We start from the raw sequence: 21,636 nt of genomic DNA, 5'->3' as shown, positions 1-21,636 counted from the left end.
GGAAAAGCGATTGAAATCAACCCCCTTGAACCCTGTGAATATGAAGGTTTCGCAATTTTTTCGTTTGTCCAAATCCTTTGTTGCAAGTGCTTAGTAACGATGCATAAACTGTCGTCGATGCGAGCGACAAATCGATTAGATCAGGCATAACATCCTGAAACCAAATTAAAATTGGCGAGACCTGACAATGAACACCGTTTCCAAGCCGGTTATCCCCTCCCCCGCCCCGCGCAGCTCAAAGCCGGAAATTCTCGCCGAAGAAATCATCGAACGCCTGACCTACCGCATCGGCAAGGATGCCAAGGTGGCAAAGCCGCATGACTGGCTGACGGCAACAATCCTGGTGGTGCGCGACCGCATCATCGACAGATGGATGGCCTCCACCCGCGAAGTTTACGCGACCGGCGCCAAGCGCGTTTATTATCTTTCCCTCGAATTCCTGATCGGCCGCCTGATGCGCGATGCCGTCTCGAACCTCGGGCTGATGGAGGAGGTGCGCGATGCACTCGCCTCGCTCGGCGTCGACGTCAACGTCATTGCCGGCCTGGAGCCGGATGCCGCCCTCGGCAACGGCGGCCTCGGCCGTCTGGCGGCCTGTTTCATGGAAAGCATGGCGACGGTCGACGTCCCCGCCTATGGCTACGGCATCCGCTATGTCCACGGCCTTTTCCGCCAGCAGTTGGCCGACGGCTGGCAGGTGGAGCTGCCGGAAAACTGGCTCGCCCACGGTAATCCCTGGGAGTTCGAGCGCCGCGAGAGCGCCTATGAAATCGGCTTCGGCGGCGCCGTCGAATTCATCACAACCCATGACGACCAGCCGCGTTACGTCTGGAAACCGGCCGAGCGCGTCATCGCCGCCGCCTTCGACACGCCGGCCGTCGGCTGGCGCGGCAAGCGCGTCAACACCTTGCGCCTCTGGTCGGCGCAGCCGATCGATCCGATCCTGCTCGATGCCTTCAATGCCGGCGACCACATCGGGGCGCTGCGCGAAAGCAACAAGGCCGAAAGCCTGACCCGGGTCCTCTATCCTGCCGACGCCACCCCGGCCGGCCAGGAACTGCGCCTGCGCCAGGAATTCTTCTTCTCCTCAGCCTCGCTGCAGGACATCCTGCGCCGTCATCTGCAGCAATATGACGATTTCACTTCGCTGCCGGACAAGGTAGCGATCCAGCTGAACGACACCCATCCCGCCGTCTCGGTCGCCGAACTCGTGCGTCTGCTCTGTGATGTACACGGGATGGATTTCGACCAGGCCTGGGATATCACCCGCCGGACCTTCTCCTACACCAACCACACGCTTCTGCCGGAAGCGCTGGAAAGCTGGGCGGTGCCGCTGTTCGAGCGTCTGCTGCCGCGCCACATGCAGATCATCTATGCGATCAACGCCAAGATTCTGATCGACGCGCGCAAAGGCAAAAACTTCTCCGACGGGGAAATCCGCTCGATCTCGCTGATCGATGAAAGTGGCGACCGCCGCGTGCGCATGGGTAACCTTGCTTTCGTCGGCTCGCATTCGATCAACGGCGTCTCTGCCCTGCACACCGACCTGATGAAGGTCACGGTCTTTGCCGACCTGCATAAACTCTATCCCAATCGCATCAACAACAAGACCAACGGCATCACGCCGCGCCGCTGGCTGCAGCAGTGCAATCCCGGTCTCACCGGCCTGATCCGCGAGGCGATCGGCGACGAATTCCTCGACGACGCCGAGAAGCTGCGCCCGCTCGAGGCGCATGCTTCGGATCCGAGCTTCCAGGAGAAGTTCGCAGCGGTAAAGCGGGCGAACAAGGTGGCGCTCTCCAACCTGGTCGCCAGCCGCATGGGCGTGAAGCTCGATCCGTCGGCGATATTCGACATCCAGATCAAGCGCATCCATGAATACAAGCGTCAGCTGCTGAACATCATCGAAGCCGTCGCGCTCTACGACCAGATCCGCTCGCATCCCGAGCTCGACTGGGTGCCGCGCGTGAAACTCTTCGCCGGCAAGGCGGCGCCGAGTTACTACAACGCCAAGCTGATCATCAAACTGATCAACGACGTCTCCCGCACGATCAACAATGATCCGTCGGTGCGCGGCCTGCTGAAGATCGTCTTCGTGCCGAATTACAATGTCTCGCTCGCCGAAGTCATGGTTCCGGCCGCCGACCTCTCCGAACAGATATCGACCGCCGGCATGGAAGCGTCCGGTACCGGCAACATGAAGTTCGGCTTGAACGGTGCGCTGACCATCGGCACGCTCGATGGCGCCAACGTCGAGATGCGCGACAATGTCGGCGAGGACAACATCGTCATCTTCGGCCTCAAGGCCGACGAGGTCTCAAAGGTCCGCAGCGATGGTCACAATCCCCGCGCCATCATCGAGGGCTCGCGCGAACTCGCCCAGGCGCTCGCTGCCATCAGCTCCGGCGTCTTCTCGCCCGATGACCGCAACCGTTACACGGCGCTGATCGACGGCATCTATTCGCACGACTGGTTCATGGTCGCTGCCGATTTCGACGCCTATGCCCAGGCGCAGCGCGAAGTCGATCAGATTTGGACCGACCAGTCCGCCTGGTACACCAAGACAATCAACAACACGGCGCGGATGGGCTGGTTCTCTTCCGACCGTACGATCAGGCAATATGCAGACGAAATCTGGAGAGCCGGATGAAAACGCCGAAAACCGTCCCTGAGGTAAAGCTTTCCTGGGAAATTTCGGCAGATGAAATCGCGGCGATCCTTGCCGGCTCGCATTCCAATCCCTTTGCCGTCCTAGGTGCACACCAGGCAGGCGATGCCTTCGTCGCCCGGTGCTTCATCCCGGGTGCCGAGGAAGTCACCGCGATGACGCTCGACGGCGGCGTCATCGGCGAACTGAAACAGCTCCATGCCGACGGCGTCTTCGCCGGCCCGGTTTCCCTCACCAAGCTCCAGCCGGTGCGTTACCGCGCCCGGCGCGGCGATGCCGAATGGGCTGTCACCGATCCCTACAGCTTCGGTCCGGTGCTCGGGCCGATGGACGATTATTTTGCCCGCCAAGGCTCACACCTGCGCCTGTTCGACAAGATGGGCGCCCACCTCATCAAGCATGATGGCGCCCAGGGCATCCATTTCGCCGTCTGGGCTCCGAATGCGCAGCGCGTCTCCGTCGTCGGTGATTTCAACAATTGGGATGGCCGTCGCCACGTCATGCGCTTCCGCTCCGATAGCGGCATCTGGGAAATCTTCGCCCCAGACGTACCGATCGGCGTTGCCTACAAGTTCGAAATCCGCGGCCAGGACGGCGTGCTGCTGCCGCTGAAGGCCGATCCCTTCGCCCGCCGCAGCGAGCTCCGACCGAAGACCGCCTCTATCACCGCTGCCGATCTGGAACAGGAGTGGGATGACGAAGCTCATCTGAAGCACTGGCGCGAGACCGACAAGCGCCGCCAGCCGATCTCGATCTACGAGGTGCATGCCGCCTCATGGCGGCGCCGGGACGATGGCACGATGCTTTCCTGGGACGAGCTCGCCTCCAGCCTCATCCCTTATTGCGACGACATGGGCTTCACCCATATCGAATTCCTGCCGATCACCGAGCACCCCTACGACCCCTCCTGGGGTTACCAGACGACAGGTCTCTACGCACCGACCGCTCGTTTCGGCGAGCCGGAGGGTTTCGCCCGTTTCGTCAACGGCTGCCACAAGGTCGGCATCGGCGTCATCCTCGACTGGGTGCCAGCGCATTTCCCGACCGACGAGCACGGCCTCGGCTGGTTCGACGGCACGGCACTCTACGAGCACGAAGACCCGCGCAAGGGCTTCCACCCGGACTGGAGCACGGCGATCTACAATTTCGGCCGTACCGAGGTCGTTTCCTATCTCGTCAACAACGCGCTCTACTGGGCCGAGAAATTCCATCTCGACGGTCTGCGCGTCGATGCCGTCGCCTCGATGCTCTATCTCGATTATTCGCGCAAACACGGCGAATGGATCCCGAACGAATATGGCGGCAACGAAAACCTCGAAGCGGTTCGCTTTCTGCAGGACCTCAACATCTACATCTACGGCAATCATTCCAACGTCATGACCATCGCCGAGGAATCGACCTCCTGGCCGAAGGTCTCGCAGCCGGTCCATGAAGGCGGCCTCGGCTTCGGCTTCAAGTGGAATATGGGCTTCATGCACGACACGCTGAGCTACATGAGCCGCGATCCCATATACCGCGGACACCATCACAACGAGCTTACCTTCGGCCTGCTCTATGCCTATTCCGAAAATTTCGTCCTGCCGCTCTCGCATGACGAGGTTGTCCATGGCAAAGGCTCGCTGATCGCAAAGATGCCGGGCGATGACTGGCAGAAATTCGCCAATCTGCGCGCCTACTACGCCTATATGTGGGGCTATCCCGGCAAGAAGCTGCTGTTCATGGGCCAGGAATTCGCCCAGTGGAGCGAGTGGAGCGAGGAGAAGTCGCTCGATTGGAACCTGCTGCAGTATCGCATGCATGAGGGCATGCGGCGCCTGGTGCGCGATCTCAATTTCACCTACCGCAGCAAGCCGGCGTTGCATGAACGCGATTGCGAGGGCGAAGGTTTTGAATGGCTCGTCGCCGACGACCACCAGAACTCGGTCTTTGCCTGGCTGCGCAAGTCGCCGGGCCAAAAGCCGGTCGCCGTCATCACCAATTTTACCCCCGTCTACCGCGAGAACTACACGATCCGCCTGCCCTCCGCAGGCCGCTGGCGGGAAATCCTGAACACCGATGCCGACATCTATGGCGGCAGCGGCAAGGGCAATGGCGGGCGCGTGCAGGCCGTCGATGCCGGCGGCGACATCACCTGCTCGATCACCTTGCCGCCCTTGGCGACAATCATGCTTGAACCTGAAAATTAGTGACTGGTGGGAGGAGAAAATGGTAGAGAAGCGCGTTCAGCCACTTGCCCGCGATGCAATGGCTTATGTTCTGGCCGGCGGCAGGGGGAGCCGTCTTAAGGAACTCACCGACCGGCGTGCCAAGCCGGCCGTCTATTTCGGCGGTAAGGCCCGCATCATCGATTTCGCCCTGTCGAACGCCCTGAATTCCGGCATCCGCCGCATCGGGGTTGCCACGCAATACAAGGCGCATTCGCTGATCCGCCACATGCAGCGCGGCTGGAACTTCTTCCGCCCTGAGCGCAACGAGAGCTTCGACATCCTGCCTGCCAGCCAGCGCGTTTCGGAAACGCAGTGGTATGAAGGCACAGCCGACGCCGTCTATCAGAACATCGACATCATCGAGGACTATGGTGTCGAATACATGGTCATTCTCGCCGGCGACCACGTCTACAAGATGGACTATGAATGGATGCTGCAGCAGCACGTCGATTCCGGCGCCGACGTCACCATCGGCTGCCTGGAAGTGCCACGCATGGAGGCGACCGGCTTCGGCGTCATGCATGTCAACGAGAAAGACGAGATCATCGCCTTCGTCGAGAAGCCGGCCGATCCGCCGCCCATTCCCGACAAGCCGGATTTCGCCCTCGCCTCGATGGGCATCTATGTCTTCCACACCAAGTTCCTGCTCGATGCGCTGCGCCGCGACGCCGCCGACCCGAACTCCAGCCGCGACTTCGGCAAGGACATCATCCCCTATATTGTCAACAACGGTAAGGCAGTCGCCCACCGTTTCGCCAAGTCCTGCGTCCGTTCCGATTTCGAGCACGAGCCCTATTGGCGCGACGTCGGCACGATCGACGCCTATTGGCAGGCCAATATCGACCTGACGGCGATCGTTCCGGAGCTTGATATCTACGACAAGTCCTGGCCGATCTGGACCTATGCCGAGATCACCCCGCCGGCGAAATTCGTCCACGACGACGAGGATCGCCGCGGCTCGGCCACCTCCTCCGTTGTCTCCGGCGACTGCATCATCTCCGGCGCCAGCCTCAACAACAGCCTGCTCTTTACCGGTGTCAGGGCCAACTCCTTCTCCAAATTGGAAGGAGCGGTCATCCTGCCGAACGTGAAGATCGGACGGCGGGCGCAGCTCAAGGATGTGGTGATCGACCATGGTGTCGTCATTCCGGAAGGCCTGGTCGTCGGTGAAGATCCGAAACTCGACGCCAAGCGCTTCCGGCGGACGGAAAGCGGCATCTGCCTGATCACCCAACCGATGATCGACAAGCTGGATATCTGACTTATGAAAGTTCTTTCGGTTTCATCCGAAGTCTTCCCTTTGATCAAGACAGGGGGCCTGGCCGATGTGTCAGGCGCCCTGCCGATTGCTCTGCAAGCCTTCGGGGTCGAGACCAAGACCCTTCTGCCCGGCTATCCCGCCGTCATGAAGGTCATTCGCGACCCGGTCGTCATGCTCGAACTCCCCGACCTGCTCGGTGAGCCGGCGACCGTACTTGAGGTCCAGCACGAGGGCCTCGATCTGCTCATTCTCGATGCGCCGGCCTATTACGACAGGCCGGGCGGCCCCTACGTCGATCCGCTCGGCAAGGACTATCCCGACAACTGGCGGCGTTTCGCCGCTCTATCGCTCGCCGCCTCCGAGATCGCCGCCGGCCTGCTGCCCGGCTGGCGGCCGGATCTCGTCCATACCCACGACTGGCAGGCGGCGCTGACCTCGGTCTACATGCGCTATTATCCGACGCCGGAACTGCCGAGCGTGCTGACCATCCACAATATCGCCTTCCAGGGCCAGTTCGGGTCCGAGATCTTTCCCGGCCTGCGCCTGCCCGCCCATGCCTTCGCCACCGACAGCATCGAATATTACGGAACTGTCGGTTTCCTCAAGGGTGGCCTGCAGACCGCCCATGCGATTACGACGGTCAGCCCGACCTATGCCGACGAGATTCTGACGCCGGAATTCGGCATGGGGCTCGAGGGCGTCATTGCCAGCCACATCGACAATCTGCACGGCATCGTCAACGGCGTCGACACCGATATCTGGAACCCGGCGACCGATCCCGTCGTCCACACCCATTACGGCGCGACGACGCTGAAGAACCGCGAGGAGAACCGTCGCTCGATCGCCGAATTCTTCCATCTCGACAATGACGACGCCCCGATTTTCTGCGTCATCAGCCGTCTCACCTGGCAGAAGGGCATGGATATCGTCGCCAACGTCGCCGACGAGATTGTTGCCATGGGCGGCAAGCTCGTTGTGCTCGGCTCCGGCGAAGCGGCACTTGAAGGCGCGTTGCTGGCCGCCGCCGCCCGCCATCCCGGCCGCATCGGCGTCTCGATCGGCTATAACGAGCCGATGTCGCATCTGATGCAGGCCGGCTGCGATGCGATCATCATCCCTTCGCGCTTCGAACCCTGCGGCCTGACCCAGCTTTACGGCCTGCGTTATGGCTGCGTGCCGATCGTCGCCCGCACCGGCGGACTGAATGACACGGTGATCGACGCCAATCACGCCGCACTTGCGGCGAAAGTGGCAACCGGCATACAATTCTCACCTGTGACGGAAACGGGCATGCTACAGGCAATCCGCCGTGCAATGCATTTTTACGCGGACCGGAAACTCTGGACCCAATTGCAAAAGCAAGGCATGAAATCGGATGTCTCCTGGGAGAAGAGCGCCGAACGCTACGCTGCCCTCTATTCAAGCCTCGTCTCGAAAGGCATGTGAACTAAAATGAACAAGTCTGTACCCACCACGCCCTATCTGGACCAGAAGCCCGGGACGTCGGGCCTGCGCAAGAAGGTTCCGGTGTTCCAGCAGCCGAACTATGCGGAGAACTTCATCCAGTCGATCTTCGATTCACTGGAAGGCTTTCAGGGCAAGTGCCTCGTCATCGGCGGCGACGGACGCTACTACAATCGCGAAGTCATCCAGAAGGCGATCAAGATGGCCGCCGCCAACGGCTTCGGCAAGGTCATGGTCGGCAAAGGCGGCATTCTGTCGACGCCGGCCGCCTCCCACATCATCCGCAAGTATAAGGCTTTCGGCGGCATCATTCTTTCCGCCAGCCACAATCCCGGCGGTCCGACCGAAGATTTCGGGATCAAATACAACATCAACAATGGCGGCCCGGCGCCGGAAAAGATCACCGACGCGATTTATGCACGCTCCAAGACGATCGACAGCTACAAGATCGCCGATTTCGCCGACGTCAATCTCGACCGCATCGGCAAGGACGAGCTTCCCGGCGGCACGATCCTGTCGGTCATCGACCCGGTCGAGGACTATGCCGCGCTGATGGAAGAGCTGTTCGATTTCGGCGCCATCCGCAACCTGATCAGCCTCGGCTTCCGCATTGCCTTCGATGGGATGAGCGCCGTCACCGGCCCCTATGCCAAGGAAATCTTCGAAAATCGCCTTGGCGCTCCCTTGGGATCGGTGCGCAACTTCATGCCGCTGCCGGATTTCGGCGGCCATCATCCGGACCCCAACCCGGTTCACTGCAAAGAACTCTTCGATGAGATGATGGGCGATGACGCGCCCGATTTCGGCGCCGCGTCCGATGGCGACGGCGACCGCAATCTGATTATCGGCCGCGGCATCTTCGTCACGCCCTCCGACAGCCTGGCGATTCTGGCCGCCAACGCCAATCTCGCTCCCGGCTATTCCGGCGGCCTTGCCGGCATCGCCCGCTCGATGCCGACATCGGGCGCGGCCGATCGTGTCGCTGAAAAGCGCGGCATCGGCATGTACGAAACGCCGACCGGATGGAAGTTCTTCGGCAACCTGCTCGACGCCGGCATGGCGACGATCTGCGGTGAGGAAAGCTCCGGCACCGGCTCCAGTCACGTCCGCGAAAAGGACGGCCTCTGGGCCGTGCTGCTGTGGCTGAACATTCTTGCCGTGCGCGGCGAGAGCGTCGCCGATATCGTCACCCAGCACTGGCAGACCTACGGCCGCAATTATTATTCGCGCCATGATTACGAAGGTCTCGACACCGATGCGGCGAACGGCCTTGTGGACAATCTCCGCAGCCAGCTTTCCACCCTGCCCGGCAAGAGCTTCGGCAGCCTGAAGGTCGAAAAGGCTGACGACTTCGCCTATCACGACCCTATCGACAAATCGGTGAGCGAGCATCAGGGTGTCCGCGTGCTCTTCGAAGGCGGCTCCCGCGTCGTCTTCCGCCTGTCCGGCACCGGCACGTCTGGCGCAACCTTGCGTGTCTATATCGAGCGCTACGAGCCGGATTCGACTCGCCACAACATCGAAACGCAGGAAGCGCTCGCCGATCTGATTGCGGCCGCCGAAAGCATTGCCAGCATTCGTGAACGCACGGGACGCGATGCGCCAACCGTGATCACCTGATCCGGGGGGAACATGCGGGGGAACAGTTCGGCGCAAAGCGGCGCGATCGTCTTCGAGACCGGCGTCGAATTTGGCGTGTGGTCGCATCATGCCGCACAAATCGAACTCTGCCTCTTCGAGGATGACGGCAACAGGGAGTTCGCGCGCTTGCCGATGGCGCGCGACAGCAACTACACCCACCGTCTCTTTGTCGACGGGCTGAAGGCGGGGGCTCGCTACGGCTATCGTGCCGACGGTATCTACGCCCCTGACAACGGCCTCTGGTACGATCCCTCCAAACTGCTGATCGATCCCTACGCCAAGGAAATCGATAGGCCGTTCCGCTACGATCCCCGCCTCGGCATCTATGGCGAGGATAGCCAGGATCTGATGCCGAAGGCGATCGTCACCACCGATACGCCTGCCGAAATCCGCAAGCCGCTCTTCAAACCGGGCGGCTTTATTTATGAAGTGGCGGTACGGCCCTTCACCATTCTCCATCCCGACGTGCCGGAGGCCGAGCGCGGCACGGTCGCTGCCCTTGCCCATCCCTCCGTCATCGCCCATCTGAAGCGGATCGGTGTCGATGCCGTCGAGCTGATGCCGATAACCGCCTGGATCGACGAACGCCACCTGCCGCCGCTCGGCCTCACCAATGGCTGGGGCTACAATCCCGTCGCCTTCATGGCGCTCGATCCGCGGCTCGCCCCCGGCGGCATGGCCGAGCTGCGCCAGACGGTCGCGGCCCTCCATGCCGAAGGCATCGCCGTCATCCTCGATCTCGTCTTCAACCATACCGGCGAGAGCGACCGTTACGGCGCGACGCTATCGCTGCGCGGTCTCGACAACCTGCATTATTATCGCCACGCCCACAGCAGCCCTAACGAGCTCGTCAACGACACCGGTACCGGCAATACGCTCGCCTGCGACCATCCAGAGGTCCGGCGTCTCATCATTGATAGCCTACGCCATTTCGTGTTGAACGCCGGCGTCGATGGCTTTCGCTTCGATCTTGCCCCGGTTCTCGGCCGCACCGCGACAGGCTTCGAGCGCGACGGCGGAACGCTTGCCGCGATCCTCGCCGACAAAGTGCTTGCCGACCGCATCATGATTGCCGAACCCTGGGATATCGGCCCGGGCGGTTATCAGCTCGGCAATTTCCCCAGCTCCTTCCTCGAATGGAACGATCGTGTTCGTGACGATCTGCGCTGCTACTGGCGCGGCGACGATTGGAAGACCGGCGCGCTGGCGACCGCACTCGCCGGCTCCTCCGACATCTTCTCCCGCAACGACGGCAGGCAGACGCGTAGCGTCAACTTCCTCGCCGCCCATGACGGCTTCACGCTGACAGATCTCGTCTCCTACGCCGGAAAGCACAATGACGCCAATGGCGAACACAATCGTGATGGCCACAACGAGAACCACTCGTGGAATGGCGGCGTCGAGGGAGAAACCGTCTATCCGACGATCCGCAAGCGCCGCCGGGACGATGTGACGGCGCTGATATCGACGCTGTTTGCCACCCGCGGCAGCATCATGCTGACGGCGGGCGACGAGGGCGGCCGCAGCCAGCACGGCAACAACAACGCCTATTGCCAGGACAACGAGATCACCTGGCTGGATTGGAAGGCGCTGGACGAAGGTCTGGTCGCCCATACCGCCTTCGTCGCAGGCCTGCGTCGCCGCTTCACCGCCTTCTCCGAAACGGGATTGCTGTCAGGAAACGGCGATGTCGAATGGATTTCGCTCTCCGGCGAGCCGATGACGGTTGTCGAATGGGAGACGCCGTCGCTTTCCACGCTCGGCATGCTGCTGTCGACCGGCGACCGCTCCTTGCGCGGCAGGCAGACCCGGCTTGCCGTGCTTTTCAACCGTTCGGGGGATCGCCAATTTTTCACGCTGCCGTCCGGGGCCGAGCCGGGCTGGCGCCAGTTGACACCGGAGGGCGCGAAGAAAATCGGCGACCGCGCAACCGTCGAGCCGCGGTCCGTCGCCTTTTTCGTAGAAAATTGACCGCCGCCTCTCGCTTGCGCAAATCCTTGTCGCAATCGTCACAAATGCACGATAAGGCTTGGGCCGGCGGCTTGTTTCACGAGGAATTTATGGTCACGGAAATTTCACTCTCCGACGTGCGGGGATTGATCGGCATGGAAACGGGCCTTTCGGATTGGATCACCGTCGACCAGACGATGATCGACGCTTTTGCAGGGGCAACCGACGACCATCAGTTCATTCATGTGGATCCTGAGCGCGCGGCGGCGGAGAGCCCTTTCGGCGGCACCATCGCCCACGGTTTCCTGACGCTATCTCTGCTGTCGACGCTGAACTACAATTGCCTGCCGAAAGTGCGCGAGCAGACCATGGGCATCAATTACGGTTTCGATCGCGTCCGCTTCATGACGCCGGTGAAAAGCGGCGCCCGCGTCCGTGGTCGCTTCCTGCTTTCCGACGCCCGCTTCCGCGGCGCCGGCATGCTGATGACCACCTATGACGTTTCGATCGAAATCGAAAACGAGAAGAAGCCGGCGCTGACGGCAAAATGGATCACCATTATCCAATTCGACCCCAAGGACCGTCCCGAGGACGTTTGAGCGAAACGCGGCTTGTTACTCGGCCGAATTGCAGACGGCTTCGAGTGCGTGCCCGTCCGGATCCATCACGAACGCCGCATAATAGTGTTCGCCGTAGTGGGCGCGCAAGCCTGGACCACCATTGTCACCGCCGCCATGTGCGATTGCCGCGACATGGAACTGATCGACCGCCTGGCGGCTCGGGGCGGCAAAGGCCAGATGAAAACCCGGGCCGGCCGGACGCTGGCCATCCGGCCGATGTTTGATCGCCAGTTTGTCTCCGCCGCCGGGAAGGCCGTAGCCGACCGCCTGTCCCGTCTGCCCCGGCCTCATGTCATCCCAGACCCTGACATAGCCGAGGGCACCAAGGGCGGCATCGTAAAATGCCGCTGACCGCTCGATATCGGAAACGCCGAGGGAGGCATGGTGCAGCATTCACCTATCCCTTGAATGAGACTTACGAAGCCGGGATCCGTACGGGCTCAATGGCCGGCGTCATGAGCCGCCTCGTTGAGCAGCCCGAAGACGAAATCCGAAAACGACCGCCAGCACTCCACCCGGAACGTGTCTTCTTCCGTGCGCAGAAGCACGATCTCCGCCTTGCCGAGGATCGTGCGCGACGCGGCTCCGACCGGAAAAGAAGACAACGACAGATCTTGCGGGCAGCCGGCGGCAAGCGTCTTTTCCGCACCCGGCCCCGAGACGATGATCGCGAGATTGCGGTGAGAAACGTCGGTCGCCGAATGCACGGCGCCCACGCGCGAAAGCACTGTCATCAGATCGGCGCCGTCCTCGTCGATCACCAGCCATTCGTCTGGCCCGATCCAGAGCACCGATCGGGCGCCGGCCCGGACCGATGTTTTCGGGGCGGTCGGCACGGATAGACCGAGCGCCGAGGAAAGCGCGGCAAGCGATTCCGCCGGGGCGCGCAGCGCCACCCGGCTTGCAGTGGGTGCGGTCGTCAGCCGCACCGTTGCGGAACCGCCGAGACGGCCGGCAAGCGCCGGTTTGCGAATTGCAACATCAGCCATGGATGCGGCCTCCTTCCTTGTCAAAGAACACCATATCCGTCACTTCGACGGCGATCGTCCGGTCCGCCATCGGCACATAGAGCGTCTCGCCCATCCGCGCCCGGCCGCCGGCGACGAGCGCGAAGGCGATCGACCTGCCGCAATTATCCGACCAGTAGGCCGATGTGACGTGACCAAGCATGGTCATCGGCTTCGGCTCGTTCGGGCTTGCGACAATCTGCGCGCCTTCTTCGAGCACCAGCTTCGGGTCGTTGGTGATAAGGCCGACGAGCTGCTTGCGCCCATCCTTGACGAGGTCCGGCCGCTTCAGCCCGCGGATGCCGACAAAATCCGTCTTTTTCTTCGAGACCGCCCAAGAAAGTCCGGCGTCATCGGGAGTTACGGTCCCATCGGTATCCTGGCCGACGATGATGTAACCCTTCTCGGCGCGAAGCACATGCATCGTCTCGGTGCCGTAGACGCAGACGCCGAGCGGCTCGGCATTGGCCCAGACCGCTTCGAGCACCGACTGGCCGTAATCGGCCGGCACGTTGATTTCGAAGCCGGTTTCACCGGTGAAGGAGACGCGGAAAAGCCGTGCTGGCACGCCACAGACCGTGCACTCGGCAACGCTCATATGCGGGAAGGCTTCGTTCGAAAGATCGAGCCCCTCGACCAGCGGCGCGACGATGTCGCGCGCCTTCGGTCCCTGCACGGCAATGACAGCCCATTGCTCGGTCACCGAGGTCAGCCATACCTTCAGATCCGGGAATTCCGTCTGCAGATAATCTTCCATGTGATGGAGAACGCGCGGCGCACCGCCTGTCGTCGTCGTCACATGGAAACGGTCGTCTGCCAGCCGTCCGACGACGCCGTCGTCATAAACGAAGCCGTCTTCGCGGGTCATGATGCCGTAGCGGGCCTTGCCGGGCTTCAGCGTGTCCCAGGCATTGGTATAGATGAGGTTGAGGAACTTCGCCGCATCCGGCCCCACCACCTCGATCTTGCCGAGCGTCGAGGCATCGAAGATGCCTGCCGCCTCGCGTGCCGTCCGGCATTCGCGGCCGACCGCCTCATGCATGGTCTCGCCCGCCCGCGGATAGAACCAGGCGCGCTTCCAGTTGCCGACATCCTCGAAGACCGCGCCGTGGGCTTCTTCCCAGTCGTGCAGCGGCGTCTTGCGCGTCGGATCGAACAGCTCTCCGCGCGAATGGCCGATCAGCGTGCCGTAGGTGACCGGTGTATAGGGCGCACGGAAAGTGGTGAGCCCGACTTGCGGGATTTCCTTGCCAAGCATTTCGGCGGCGATCGCCAGGCCGTGCATGTTGGAGAGCTTGCCCTGGTCGGAGGCCATGCCGTTGGTCGTGAAGCGCTTGATATGCTCGATCGAATGCATGCCCTCGCGCACGGCAAGGCGGATATCCTTGGCGCAGACGTCGTGCTGGAAATCGATGAAGGCCTTGGCATTGGTCTTCGGTCCGGCGCCTTCGGCAGCGCCGATCATGCCGCCTGTCCAGTCATAGGCCTGCTCGGCCGAAATTGCGATCTTCTCGCCGCTGCTTCCGCCGGTGGCCTGCGCCATCAGCTCGCCGGCGGCAAGCGATTCTTCGATCGTCCGCTGCAGGTCGTCGGTGCCGTTGCAGGCGCCGACCGAGAGGCAGTCCTGCGCATAGGAGCCGGGCAGGAAACGTTGGCTTTCGGCATCGAAGGCCACTTTGCCGCGCGACTGCGAAAACATATGCACCGACGGCGTCCAGCCGGCCGAAACCAGCAGCGCATCGACCGCGATCTTGCGCGGCGAACCACCGCCGTTGCGCGCCACCGTCATCGATGAGATGCGCAGCCGTCCCGACGTGTTGACGACCGACTGGCCGGCCAGAACATCGATGCCGAGCGCTCGCGCCTCTTCCAGCACCGCCGCTCCCGGCGCCTGCCTGCTATCGACGATGGCGGCGATCGACACACCGGATCGTTTCAGATCGAAAGCGGCCTCATAGGCCGAATCATGCGCCGTGTAGATGCCGACCTTGGTCCCGACGGCGACGCCGTAGTGATTGAGATACATCCGCCCCGCCGAGGCCAGCATGATGCCCGGCCGGTCGTTGTTCGGAAATACCATGTGCCGCTCGATCGCGCCGGTGGCCAGGATCACCCGCTTGGCCCGGACCTGCCATAACCGCTCGCGCGGCAGATCGCGGGAAGGCTTGGCGATATGATCGGTGACGCGCTCGGCAAGACCGACGAAATTGTGGTTGTAGTAGCCGAAGGCGGTCGTGCGGACCAGCACTTCGACATTGTCCATAGCCTTCAGGCGAGTCACGGCCTTCTGCGCCCAGCTATTGCCGTCCTGTCCGTCGATCGTCACGCCGGTATCGTAACGCAACGCCCCGCCCGCTTCCGCCTGCTCGTCGCACAGGATCACCCTGGCGCCGCTCTCGGCAGCGGCCAGCGCCGCTGAAAGCCCGGCAAGGCCGGCGCCAACCACCAGCACGTCGCAATGGGCATAGCGGCTGGCATAATGATCGGGATCCTCTTCCGTCGGCGCGACGCCGAGACCAGCGGCGCGACGAATGATCGGTTCGTAGACATGTTTCCAGGCGGCACGCGGCCACATGAAGGTCTTGTAGTAGAAACCGGCGGCGAAGAACGGCGACATCAGGTTGTTGACCGCGCCGACGTCGAAGGCAAGCGACGGCCAACGGTTCTGCGAGATGACGATCATGCCGTCGAAAACTTCCTGCACGGTGGCGCGCACGTTCGGCTGCTTGCGCGCCGTATCGCGGGCAACGTCGATCAGCGCATTCGGCTCCTCGGCCCCTGCCGACAGAATGCCGCGGGCCCGGTGATATTTGAACGAACGGCCGACGAGATGCACACCGTTGGCGATCAGCGCCGAGGCGACGGTATCGCCTTCGAGCGCCGTATAGGGCTTGCCGTCGAAGCTGAAGCGCGCTGTTTTGGCCGGTGTCAGGCGCCCCTTGCCGACGATACGGTTCACGCCGCTCATTGCGCCTCTCCTTCCACGGCTTCATATGTCTCGACAGGCGCATGCTGCTGGGCCGCCGCACCGATCTCAGGCTTCGGTTCACCCGCCTTGTAAGTCACGATGAACTTGTCGCTCACCGTATCGCGCGCCGCGTTGAAGAAGCGCCCGCAGCCATGGATGTGCCGCCAGCGTTCGAAGATCAGCCCCTTCGGATTGTCGCGCATAAAGAAATAGGCCTCGAACTCCTCGTCCGAGATCGAGGCGATATCGGCGGGCCGCACGATATGCGCGTCACCGGCACCGCGGAACTCAAGCTCCGAGCGCTCTTCCTGACAGTAAGGGCAATGGATCAGCAGCATATGTGATTTCCTTCTCCTCCCCTTCTCCCCAGCGGGAAGAAGGTGCCTGAAAGGCGGATGAGGGGGTGAGCGACGAAAGGAGCGAGCATCCGAGTGGGAAGCGAGGATGGCACGCCCCACAAAATCTCAGTCATGATATTCGTCATCAGTGCGCCACCGCCGCCGCCGCCGCCTCGTCGATCAGCCGGCCACTGCGGAAACGCTCCAGTGTCAGCCCGGCATTGAATTTGTGCGGCTCATCGCGAGCAATCAGATGCGCGAAGAGATTGGCCGAGCCCGGCGTCGCTTTGAACCCGCCGGTTCCCCAGCCGCAATTGACGTAGAGCCCGGGAACAGGCGTCTTCGACTGGATCGCCGAACGATCCGGCGTATTGTCGACGATGCCGCCCCATTGCCGCATCATCTTGACGCGGCGGAACATCGGGAAAAGCTCGCAGATGGCGTCGAGCGTGTGGGTGATGATCTGCAAGCCGCCGGTCTGTGAATAGGAATTATACTGGTCGGTGCCGGCACCGATGACGAGCTCTCCCTTGTCGGACTGGGAGATATAGGCATGCACCGTGTTCGACATGACGACACACGGAAAGATCGGCTTCAACGGCTCGGAGACCAGGGCCTGCAGCGGGCTCGATTGCAGCGGCACGCGTACATCGGCCATCTTCATGATTGTCGTCGTATGGCCGGCCGCCGACACGGCGACTTTCTTGGCGCCGATGAAGCCGCGCGAGGTCTCGACCCCGGTCACGCGCCCATCGGGGCCGCGGCGGATGCCGGTCACTTCGCAATTCTGGATGATGTGCACCCCGCGGTCTGAGGCTGCGCGCGCATAACCCCAGGCGACCGCGTCGTGCCGCGCCGTGCCGCCGCGCCGCTGCAGCGCTGCCCCGTTGATCGGATAACGTGCGCTGGCCGAGATATCGAGCGGCGGACAATAGGCCTTCGCCTGCTCCGGCGTCAGCCATTCATTGTCGATGCCGTAGAGCCGGTTGGCATGGATATGCCGCTTGAACGACTGCTGGTCGTGAATATTGTGCGAGAGCATCATCACGCCGCGCGGCGAATACATCACGTTGTAGTTGAGCTCCTGGGAAAGCCCTTCCCAGAGCTTCATCGAATGCTCGTAAATGTGCATGCTCTCTTCGTAGAGATAATTCGAGCGGATAATGGTGGTGTTGCGCCCGGTATTGCCGCCGCCGAGCCAGCCTTTCTCGATCACCGCCACATTGGTGATGCCGTGCTCCTTGGCGAGATAGTAGGCAGCACCCAGCCCGTGGCCGCCCGCGCCGATGATGATGACATCATATTCGGCGCGCGGCTCCGGCGAAGTCCACTGCTTCTCCCAGCCCTTGTGGCCACGAAGGGCTTCCCTCGCCACGGCAAAAACCGAATATTTCCGCATCCGCCTTCTTCTCCTTCAGGAAAGGGCTGTTCTCCGCGCCCATACAAATCGCAAATCCAAATGCGGCACAACGGTTGTTTTGCGACGCGCGAGAGCTTTGCTTTTGACACTAAGCGACATGATGCCGAAAACGGCGCGGTTTTCAGACGACATCGTGCGCTGCTTGCGAAAGCCGTTCGGCGGGATAAGGCAAAGCTGACCTTTCCTCGGCCAGCCGCCCGGTCCTAGCCCAAGTGGGCGAGAAGACAACCAGTTACTAAAATGTTAATTCACCTTATGTTTCCGGGGTTCCTGTATCATGTGGGGTCGGCGTTCATTACTCCAGGCGTTTTGCATTGTGGTTGTTGGCGCGCAACCGGCACTCGCCGCCGAGCCGGTCGGCCAAGCTGTCGTCATCAAGACGGAGGTGACGGGAGAGAGCGGCCCGATCGAAGTCGACACCAGCGTCCATCGCAACGAACGCATCAAGACATCCCCATCGGGACTTGGCCAGTTCCTGTTCCGTGACGGCACGAAGCTCGCAGTGGGCTGGGGCTCGTCGGTCGTGATCGACAAATATGTCTTCGATGATTCCCAATCGGTCAAGAAACTGACCATCAGAGCGGCAAAGGGTACGTTCCGCTGGGTGAGCGGCAGTTCCAACTCCTCAGCCTACCAGATCCTGACGCCCGCCGGCACGATCGGGGTGCGCGGCACCGCTTTCGATTTCTACGTCGGCCCTGATGGCACGACCGCCGTCGTCCTGTTGAATGGCGCGGCTCGGTTTTGCGGCCCGGGCGGCTGCCGGCAGTTGCAGCAACGCTGCGATTGCGTGGTGGCCAAGCCGAACGGCAATATGTCGGCGGCACGCCGGGTCGATCCCAGCATTCTCGATACGCTCGGAAATCCCCGCGCGCTCCCCTTTCTCTCCGGCAATCAGCGGCTTTCAGGCGGCATCGGCATGATCGGCGGCTGCAATATGGCGTCAGCCGCGCCGGAAAGAAAAGACAGAAAACCGCCTCCGCCGGCGATTGCGCCAGTTCCCAAAAGGCAGGATCCGCCGCAGAGGCAGGCCGAGCCGCAGAAGGAGCGGCCGAACAAGCCGGACAAGCCGCATCACGACAAGCCAGATCATGACAGGCCAGATCACGACAGGCCGCATCATGACAGGCCCGATCGTCCCGACAAGCATGATGGTCATGATGATCACGACCGGCCCGGGAACCACGACCAGCATCACGGGAATGACCAGGATCATCAAGGACACGACCGCGATGGCAATCACGATGGCGATCACGATTACGACAGGGATCGGCATCACGACGGGGGCTGGGGTTTCAATCGCAACCGCTGACCCGTTCAGTCGGCCGCGCTCTTCTCGAACCGATCACTCACCTCGCGAAAATGATCGGTCCTGCCGGATACCCGCCGATAGAATTCCGCCAGGCCGTCGATCACCCCCGCCGCCCTGAGCTTTGCTGCGCCGACAAGCTTGCGGGTGTTCTTCGAATGCGCAAGCAGGGCCTGCATCAGCTGCTGGTGGGCGACAACAAGGGCTGAAAATTCGGCCGATGTGGCAACGCGTTCGTCGCCGACAACGGCAAGGATCTGCGTTCGGATGCTCTTTCCTTTGAGCGGAATGGCGCCAGCCTCGATCAGCGCCATTCCCTGCACCGACCTTGCCGTGCTGTCGGATATCAGAATGTCGAAGCCGACTTCCTTGCAGCATGATTCCAGCCGCGCCGCGACGTTGACGGCATCACCGACCGCCGAATAGTTGAAGCGCGTTTTGGCGCCCATATTGCCGACGCAGGCGAGGCCGGTGTGGATGCCGATGCCGATCCCGACCTGTTGTCCGGGTCCGAAGCCGAAAGCGTCGCCGGCGTTCAACTCGGCCAGGGTTTCACGCATGGCAAGCGCTGCGCGGACCGCCTTGGTTTGATGATCGGCCACATCGATGGGCGCATTCCAGAACGCCATGATCGAATCGCCGATGAACTTGTCGAGCGTACCTTCATTGGCCACCACATGGCGGCTCAGCGCATCGAGCAACGTGTTCAGGAATGCGACGACATCCGTCGGTGCCAGCCGCTCGCTGATCTCGGTGAAGTTCCTGACATCGACGAACATGACCGTCAGTTCACGGTCGTCGCCGCCGAGGCGCAATGCATCGCGGGTATGCTCGATGCGATGGAGCAGCGATGGCGAAAGATAATGCCCGAAGGCGCGCCGCACCGCCCGCCGTTCCCGGTCGATCACCAGGATCCGGAATGAGGTCGCGGCAAAATGGATGATTGATCCGCTGACAATCGGCGCCAGCGGATCGAAAAGAAGCCCCGCATAAAGAAACGACACCCAGGATGCCACGAGCGCCATTGCCGTAATCAACAGGCCGCAGATCAGCGCGACGGCCGGGCTGACGAAGGTCGTCACCACGACGAGAAGGCATCCGAGCACCGCGATGACAAGGATTTCCAGCCCGTCCGCCCAGTCGGGCCGCGACAGGAAATGGCCGGAGAGGATCTGCTCGACGGCCTGCGCATGCAGCGAAACGCCAGGAACGTTCTCGCCGAGCGCCGTGACGCGGATGTCCTGGAGCCCGGCCGCCGATGTGCCGACGAAGACGATGCTGCCGTTAATGGCAGCCGCGACCTCGGGAGAAGCCCCTTCGGCCGCAAGCATCTGCCGGGCGGATATGTACCGCTCAGCCCGGTCGGGGCTGACATAAAGCCAGAGTTCGCCCGCCGCCGTCAGCGGCACGACGAAATCGCCGATCTTCGCCGATGTCATAATGCCGGCGCGATCGGGCGCGCCTGATAGCACATAGGTCGACGCCCCCTGGGCGACGCGCAGGGCCTCGATGGCGAGATTTGGATAGAGCTGCTCGCCGTCGGTCAGGAACAGCGGAACCGCCCGCACCACCGGCGAGGGGTTGCCGGGGTTGAGGCTGATATGGCCGAGCCCCGCCGCATTGGCCTCCAATTGCGGCCTGAGCGGCGTCGAGGCGCCGAGATAGGGAGGAGCCGAGACAGGGCTTTCGCCTGTGAAGGCGAAACCCGCCTTCACAGGCGGCCGATAATGGCCCTCGTTGGAAAGGCCGAAGCCGAGTACGACGGGCTTGCCGGCAATCGAGCGGGCGAATATTTCGTCATTATCAGGCAGTTTCTCGGCAAGGGAAGGATCGACGCCTGCAACCTCGCTGACAACATTGCGCGGCGACAGCCGGTCCGGCTCGGCGAAAAGAATATCGAAGGCGATGGCCGAAGCGCCCATCTGCGAAAGCCGGTCCACCAGCAGGGCCAAACGGTCCCGCGGCCATGGCCATTGACCGAATTCCCGTAACGAGGCCTCGTCGATGTCGATCACGCGGACCGGCATCGGCTCGAAGGTCCTCGGAACCAGACGCTGATATTCGTCGAAAGTCACGCCGCGGATCAGCTTGAAAATCGCGGGATCGCCTGCCCGCAGGATCGTCAGCAGAGCCACGATCGCCAGGCCGATAGCGACACCGATTTGCTGGACGCGCGTCATGATCTCACCGGGTGTTCCCTCGACGGCCGGCAGAACGGCTCGCACCTGCCGATAGGCTACGCCGCTTTCGGTCCAAATGCCATTCGCGCATGCATCCGGGTAAACGATCGCCTCCGGGCCAGGACCGCTCTCATGGAGGAGATCGCCGCGCTGGACGAAGTCGCGCCAGAGCCGGATCTTGACCTGATAGGGCAAGCGGGATTTTTCCACCCCGCTTCCCATATCCATCTGGACTTCCTAAACCCGATCTGCTATCTGGCATGACCAATCGCAAGGCTGCGGCCGCGCGAACGTTATATTTTTGCCCCTGGCGCTGCGCCGCCGCCGGCATCAACCAACCAAAGGAACGTGATTCTCGTGCAGGTACTTGTCCGCGATAACAATGTTGATCAGGCTCTCCGCGTTCTCAAGAAGAAGATGCAGCGCGAAGGCGTTTTCCGCGAAATGAAGATGCGTGACTACTACGAGAAGCCGTCGCAGAAGCGTGCTCGCGAAAAGGCCGAGGCTGTTCGTCGCGTTCGCAAGCTGGCCCGCAAGCGCGCCCAGCGCGAAGGTCTGGTCGCACACTGAGCGTTGCCGTCGTTTTTTCGACGTTTTCAGATG

At 62.0% G+C, this 21,636-nt stretch carries 15 protein-coding genes; 9 read left to right on the top strand and 6 right to left on the bottom strand.

Translation table 11 applies throughout. The features are described from left to right. Window positions 1–187 precede the first annotated feature (187 nt). From HJB84_RS19440 to HJB84_RS19410, 7 genes are all read left to right on the top strand, one after another. Window positions 188–2,650 (top strand): glycogen/starch/alpha-glucan phosphorylase, encoded by a 2,463-nt coding sequence (locus HJB84_RS19440; protein WP_207581790.1) that lies wholly within the window; start codon window positions 188–190, stop codon window positions 2,648–2,650. Then, window positions 2,647–4,854, top strand: a complete 2,208-nt coding sequence (glgB, locus tag HJB84_RS19435; RefSeq protein ID WP_221116626.1) for a 1,4-alpha-glucan branching protein GlgB — start codon at window positions 2,647–2,649, stop codon at window positions 4,852–4,854. Before HJB84_RS19440 ends, glgB begins: the two co-directional genes overlap by 4 nt. 19 nt (window positions 4,855–4,873) lie before the next feature. Beyond that, window positions 4,874–6,136, top strand: coding sequence for a glucose-1-phosphate adenylyltransferase (gene glgC / locus HJB84_RS19430; RefSeq protein ID WP_207581792.1), 1,263 nt, complete (start codon window positions 4,874–4,876; stop codon window positions 6,134–6,136). A 3-nt stretch (window positions 6,137–6,139) separates the two neighbouring features. Beyond that, on the top strand, window positions 6,140–7,582 hold the full coding sequence (gene glgA / locus HJB84_RS19425; RefSeq protein ID WP_207581793.1) for a glycogen synthase GlgA: 1,443 nt from the start codon (window positions 6,140–6,142) through the stop codon (window positions 7,580–7,582). A 6-nt stretch (window positions 7,583–7,588) separates the two neighbouring features. Next, window positions 7,589–9,220 (top strand): alpha-D-glucose phosphate-specific phosphoglucomutase, encoded by a 1,632-nt coding sequence (locus tag HJB84_RS19420; protein ID WP_207581794.1) that lies wholly within the window; start codon window positions 7,589–7,591, stop codon window positions 9,218–9,220. A gap of 12 nt (window positions 9,221–9,232) precedes the next feature. Next, window positions 9,233–11,212: a glycogen debranching protein GlgX gene (glgX, locus tag HJB84_RS19415; RefSeq protein WP_221116625.1), complete on the top strand. Its 1,980-nt coding sequence runs from the start codon at window positions 9,233–9,235 to the stop codon at window positions 11,210–11,212. Window positions 11,213–11,301: 89 nt separating this feature from the next. Beyond that, entirely contained in the window at window positions 11,302–11,790 is a 489-nt protein-coding gene (locus tag HJB84_RS19410; protein WP_207581796.1) for a MaoC family dehydratase, read from the top strand. 15 nt (window positions 11,791–11,805) lie between these two features. Here the strand turns inward: HJB84_RS19410 and HJB84_RS19405 are convergent, their stop codons facing one another. From HJB84_RS19405 to HJB84_RS19385, 5 genes are all read right to left on the bottom strand, one after another. Continuing rightward, window positions 11,806–12,204: a VOC family protein gene (locus HJB84_RS19405; protein WP_207581797.1), complete on the bottom strand. Its 399-nt coding sequence runs from the start codon at window positions 12,202–12,204 to the stop codon at window positions 11,806–11,808. 47 nt (window positions 12,205–12,251) lie between these two features. After that, complete coding sequence (locus tag HJB84_RS19400; protein ID WP_207581798.1) at window positions 12,252–12,800, bottom strand: sarcosine oxidase subunit gamma; 549 nt, start codon at window positions 12,798–12,800, stop codon at window positions 12,252–12,254. Beyond that, window positions 12,793–15,786, bottom strand: coding sequence for a sarcosine oxidase subunit alpha (locus HJB84_RS19395; RefSeq protein ID WP_221116624.1), 2,994 nt, complete (start codon window positions 15,784–15,786; stop codon window positions 12,793–12,795). The genes HJB84_RS19400 and HJB84_RS19395 overlap by 8 nt, the downstream gene beginning before the upstream one ends. Continuing rightward, window positions 15,783–16,124: a sarcosine oxidase subunit delta gene (locus HJB84_RS19390; protein ID WP_207581800.1), complete on the bottom strand. Its 342-nt coding sequence runs from the start codon at window positions 16,122–16,124 to the stop codon at window positions 15,783–15,785. The genes HJB84_RS19395 and HJB84_RS19390 overlap by 4 nt, the downstream gene beginning before the upstream one ends. A gap of 145 nt (window positions 16,125–16,269) precedes the next feature. Beyond that, complete coding sequence (locus tag HJB84_RS19385) at window positions 16,270–17,523, bottom strand: sarcosine oxidase subunit beta family protein (protein WP_207581801.1); 1,254 nt, start codon at window positions 17,521–17,523, stop codon at window positions 16,270–16,272. Between the two features lie 298 nt (window positions 17,524–17,821). Here HJB84_RS19385 and HJB84_RS19380 point away from each other — a divergent pair, with 298 nt between their 5' ends. After that, window positions 17,822–18,856, top strand: a complete 1,035-nt coding sequence (locus HJB84_RS19380) for a FecR domain-containing protein (protein WP_207581802.1) — start codon at window positions 17,822–17,824, stop codon at window positions 18,854–18,856. A gap of 5 nt (window positions 18,857–18,861) precedes the next feature. Here HJB84_RS19380 and HJB84_RS19375 read toward each other — a convergent pair whose 3' ends face one another. Next, window positions 18,862–21,033 carry a CHASE2 domain-containing protein gene (locus tag HJB84_RS19375; protein WP_207584376.1) on the bottom strand — a complete coding sequence of 724 codons (2,172 nt, stop codon included), beginning with the start codon at window positions 21,031–21,033 and terminating at the stop codon, window positions 18,862–18,864. A gap of 357 nt (window positions 21,034–21,390) precedes the next feature. On the opposite strand from HJB84_RS19375, the gene rpsU reads away from it, so the two are divergent. After that, on the top strand, window positions 21,391–21,603 hold the full coding sequence (gene rpsU, locus HJB84_RS19370) for a 30S ribosomal protein S21 (protein ID WP_207581803.1): 213 nt from the start codon (window positions 21,391–21,393) through the stop codon (window positions 21,601–21,603). Window positions 21,604–21,636 lie beyond the last annotated feature (33 nt).

The organism is Rhizobium sp. NZLR1b (genome assembly GCF_019685155.1).
Lineage (GTDB): Bacteria > Pseudomonadota > Alphaproteobacteria > Rhizobiales > Rhizobiaceae > Rhizobium.
This window is presented reverse-complemented; position numbering and strand designations above follow the sequence as displayed.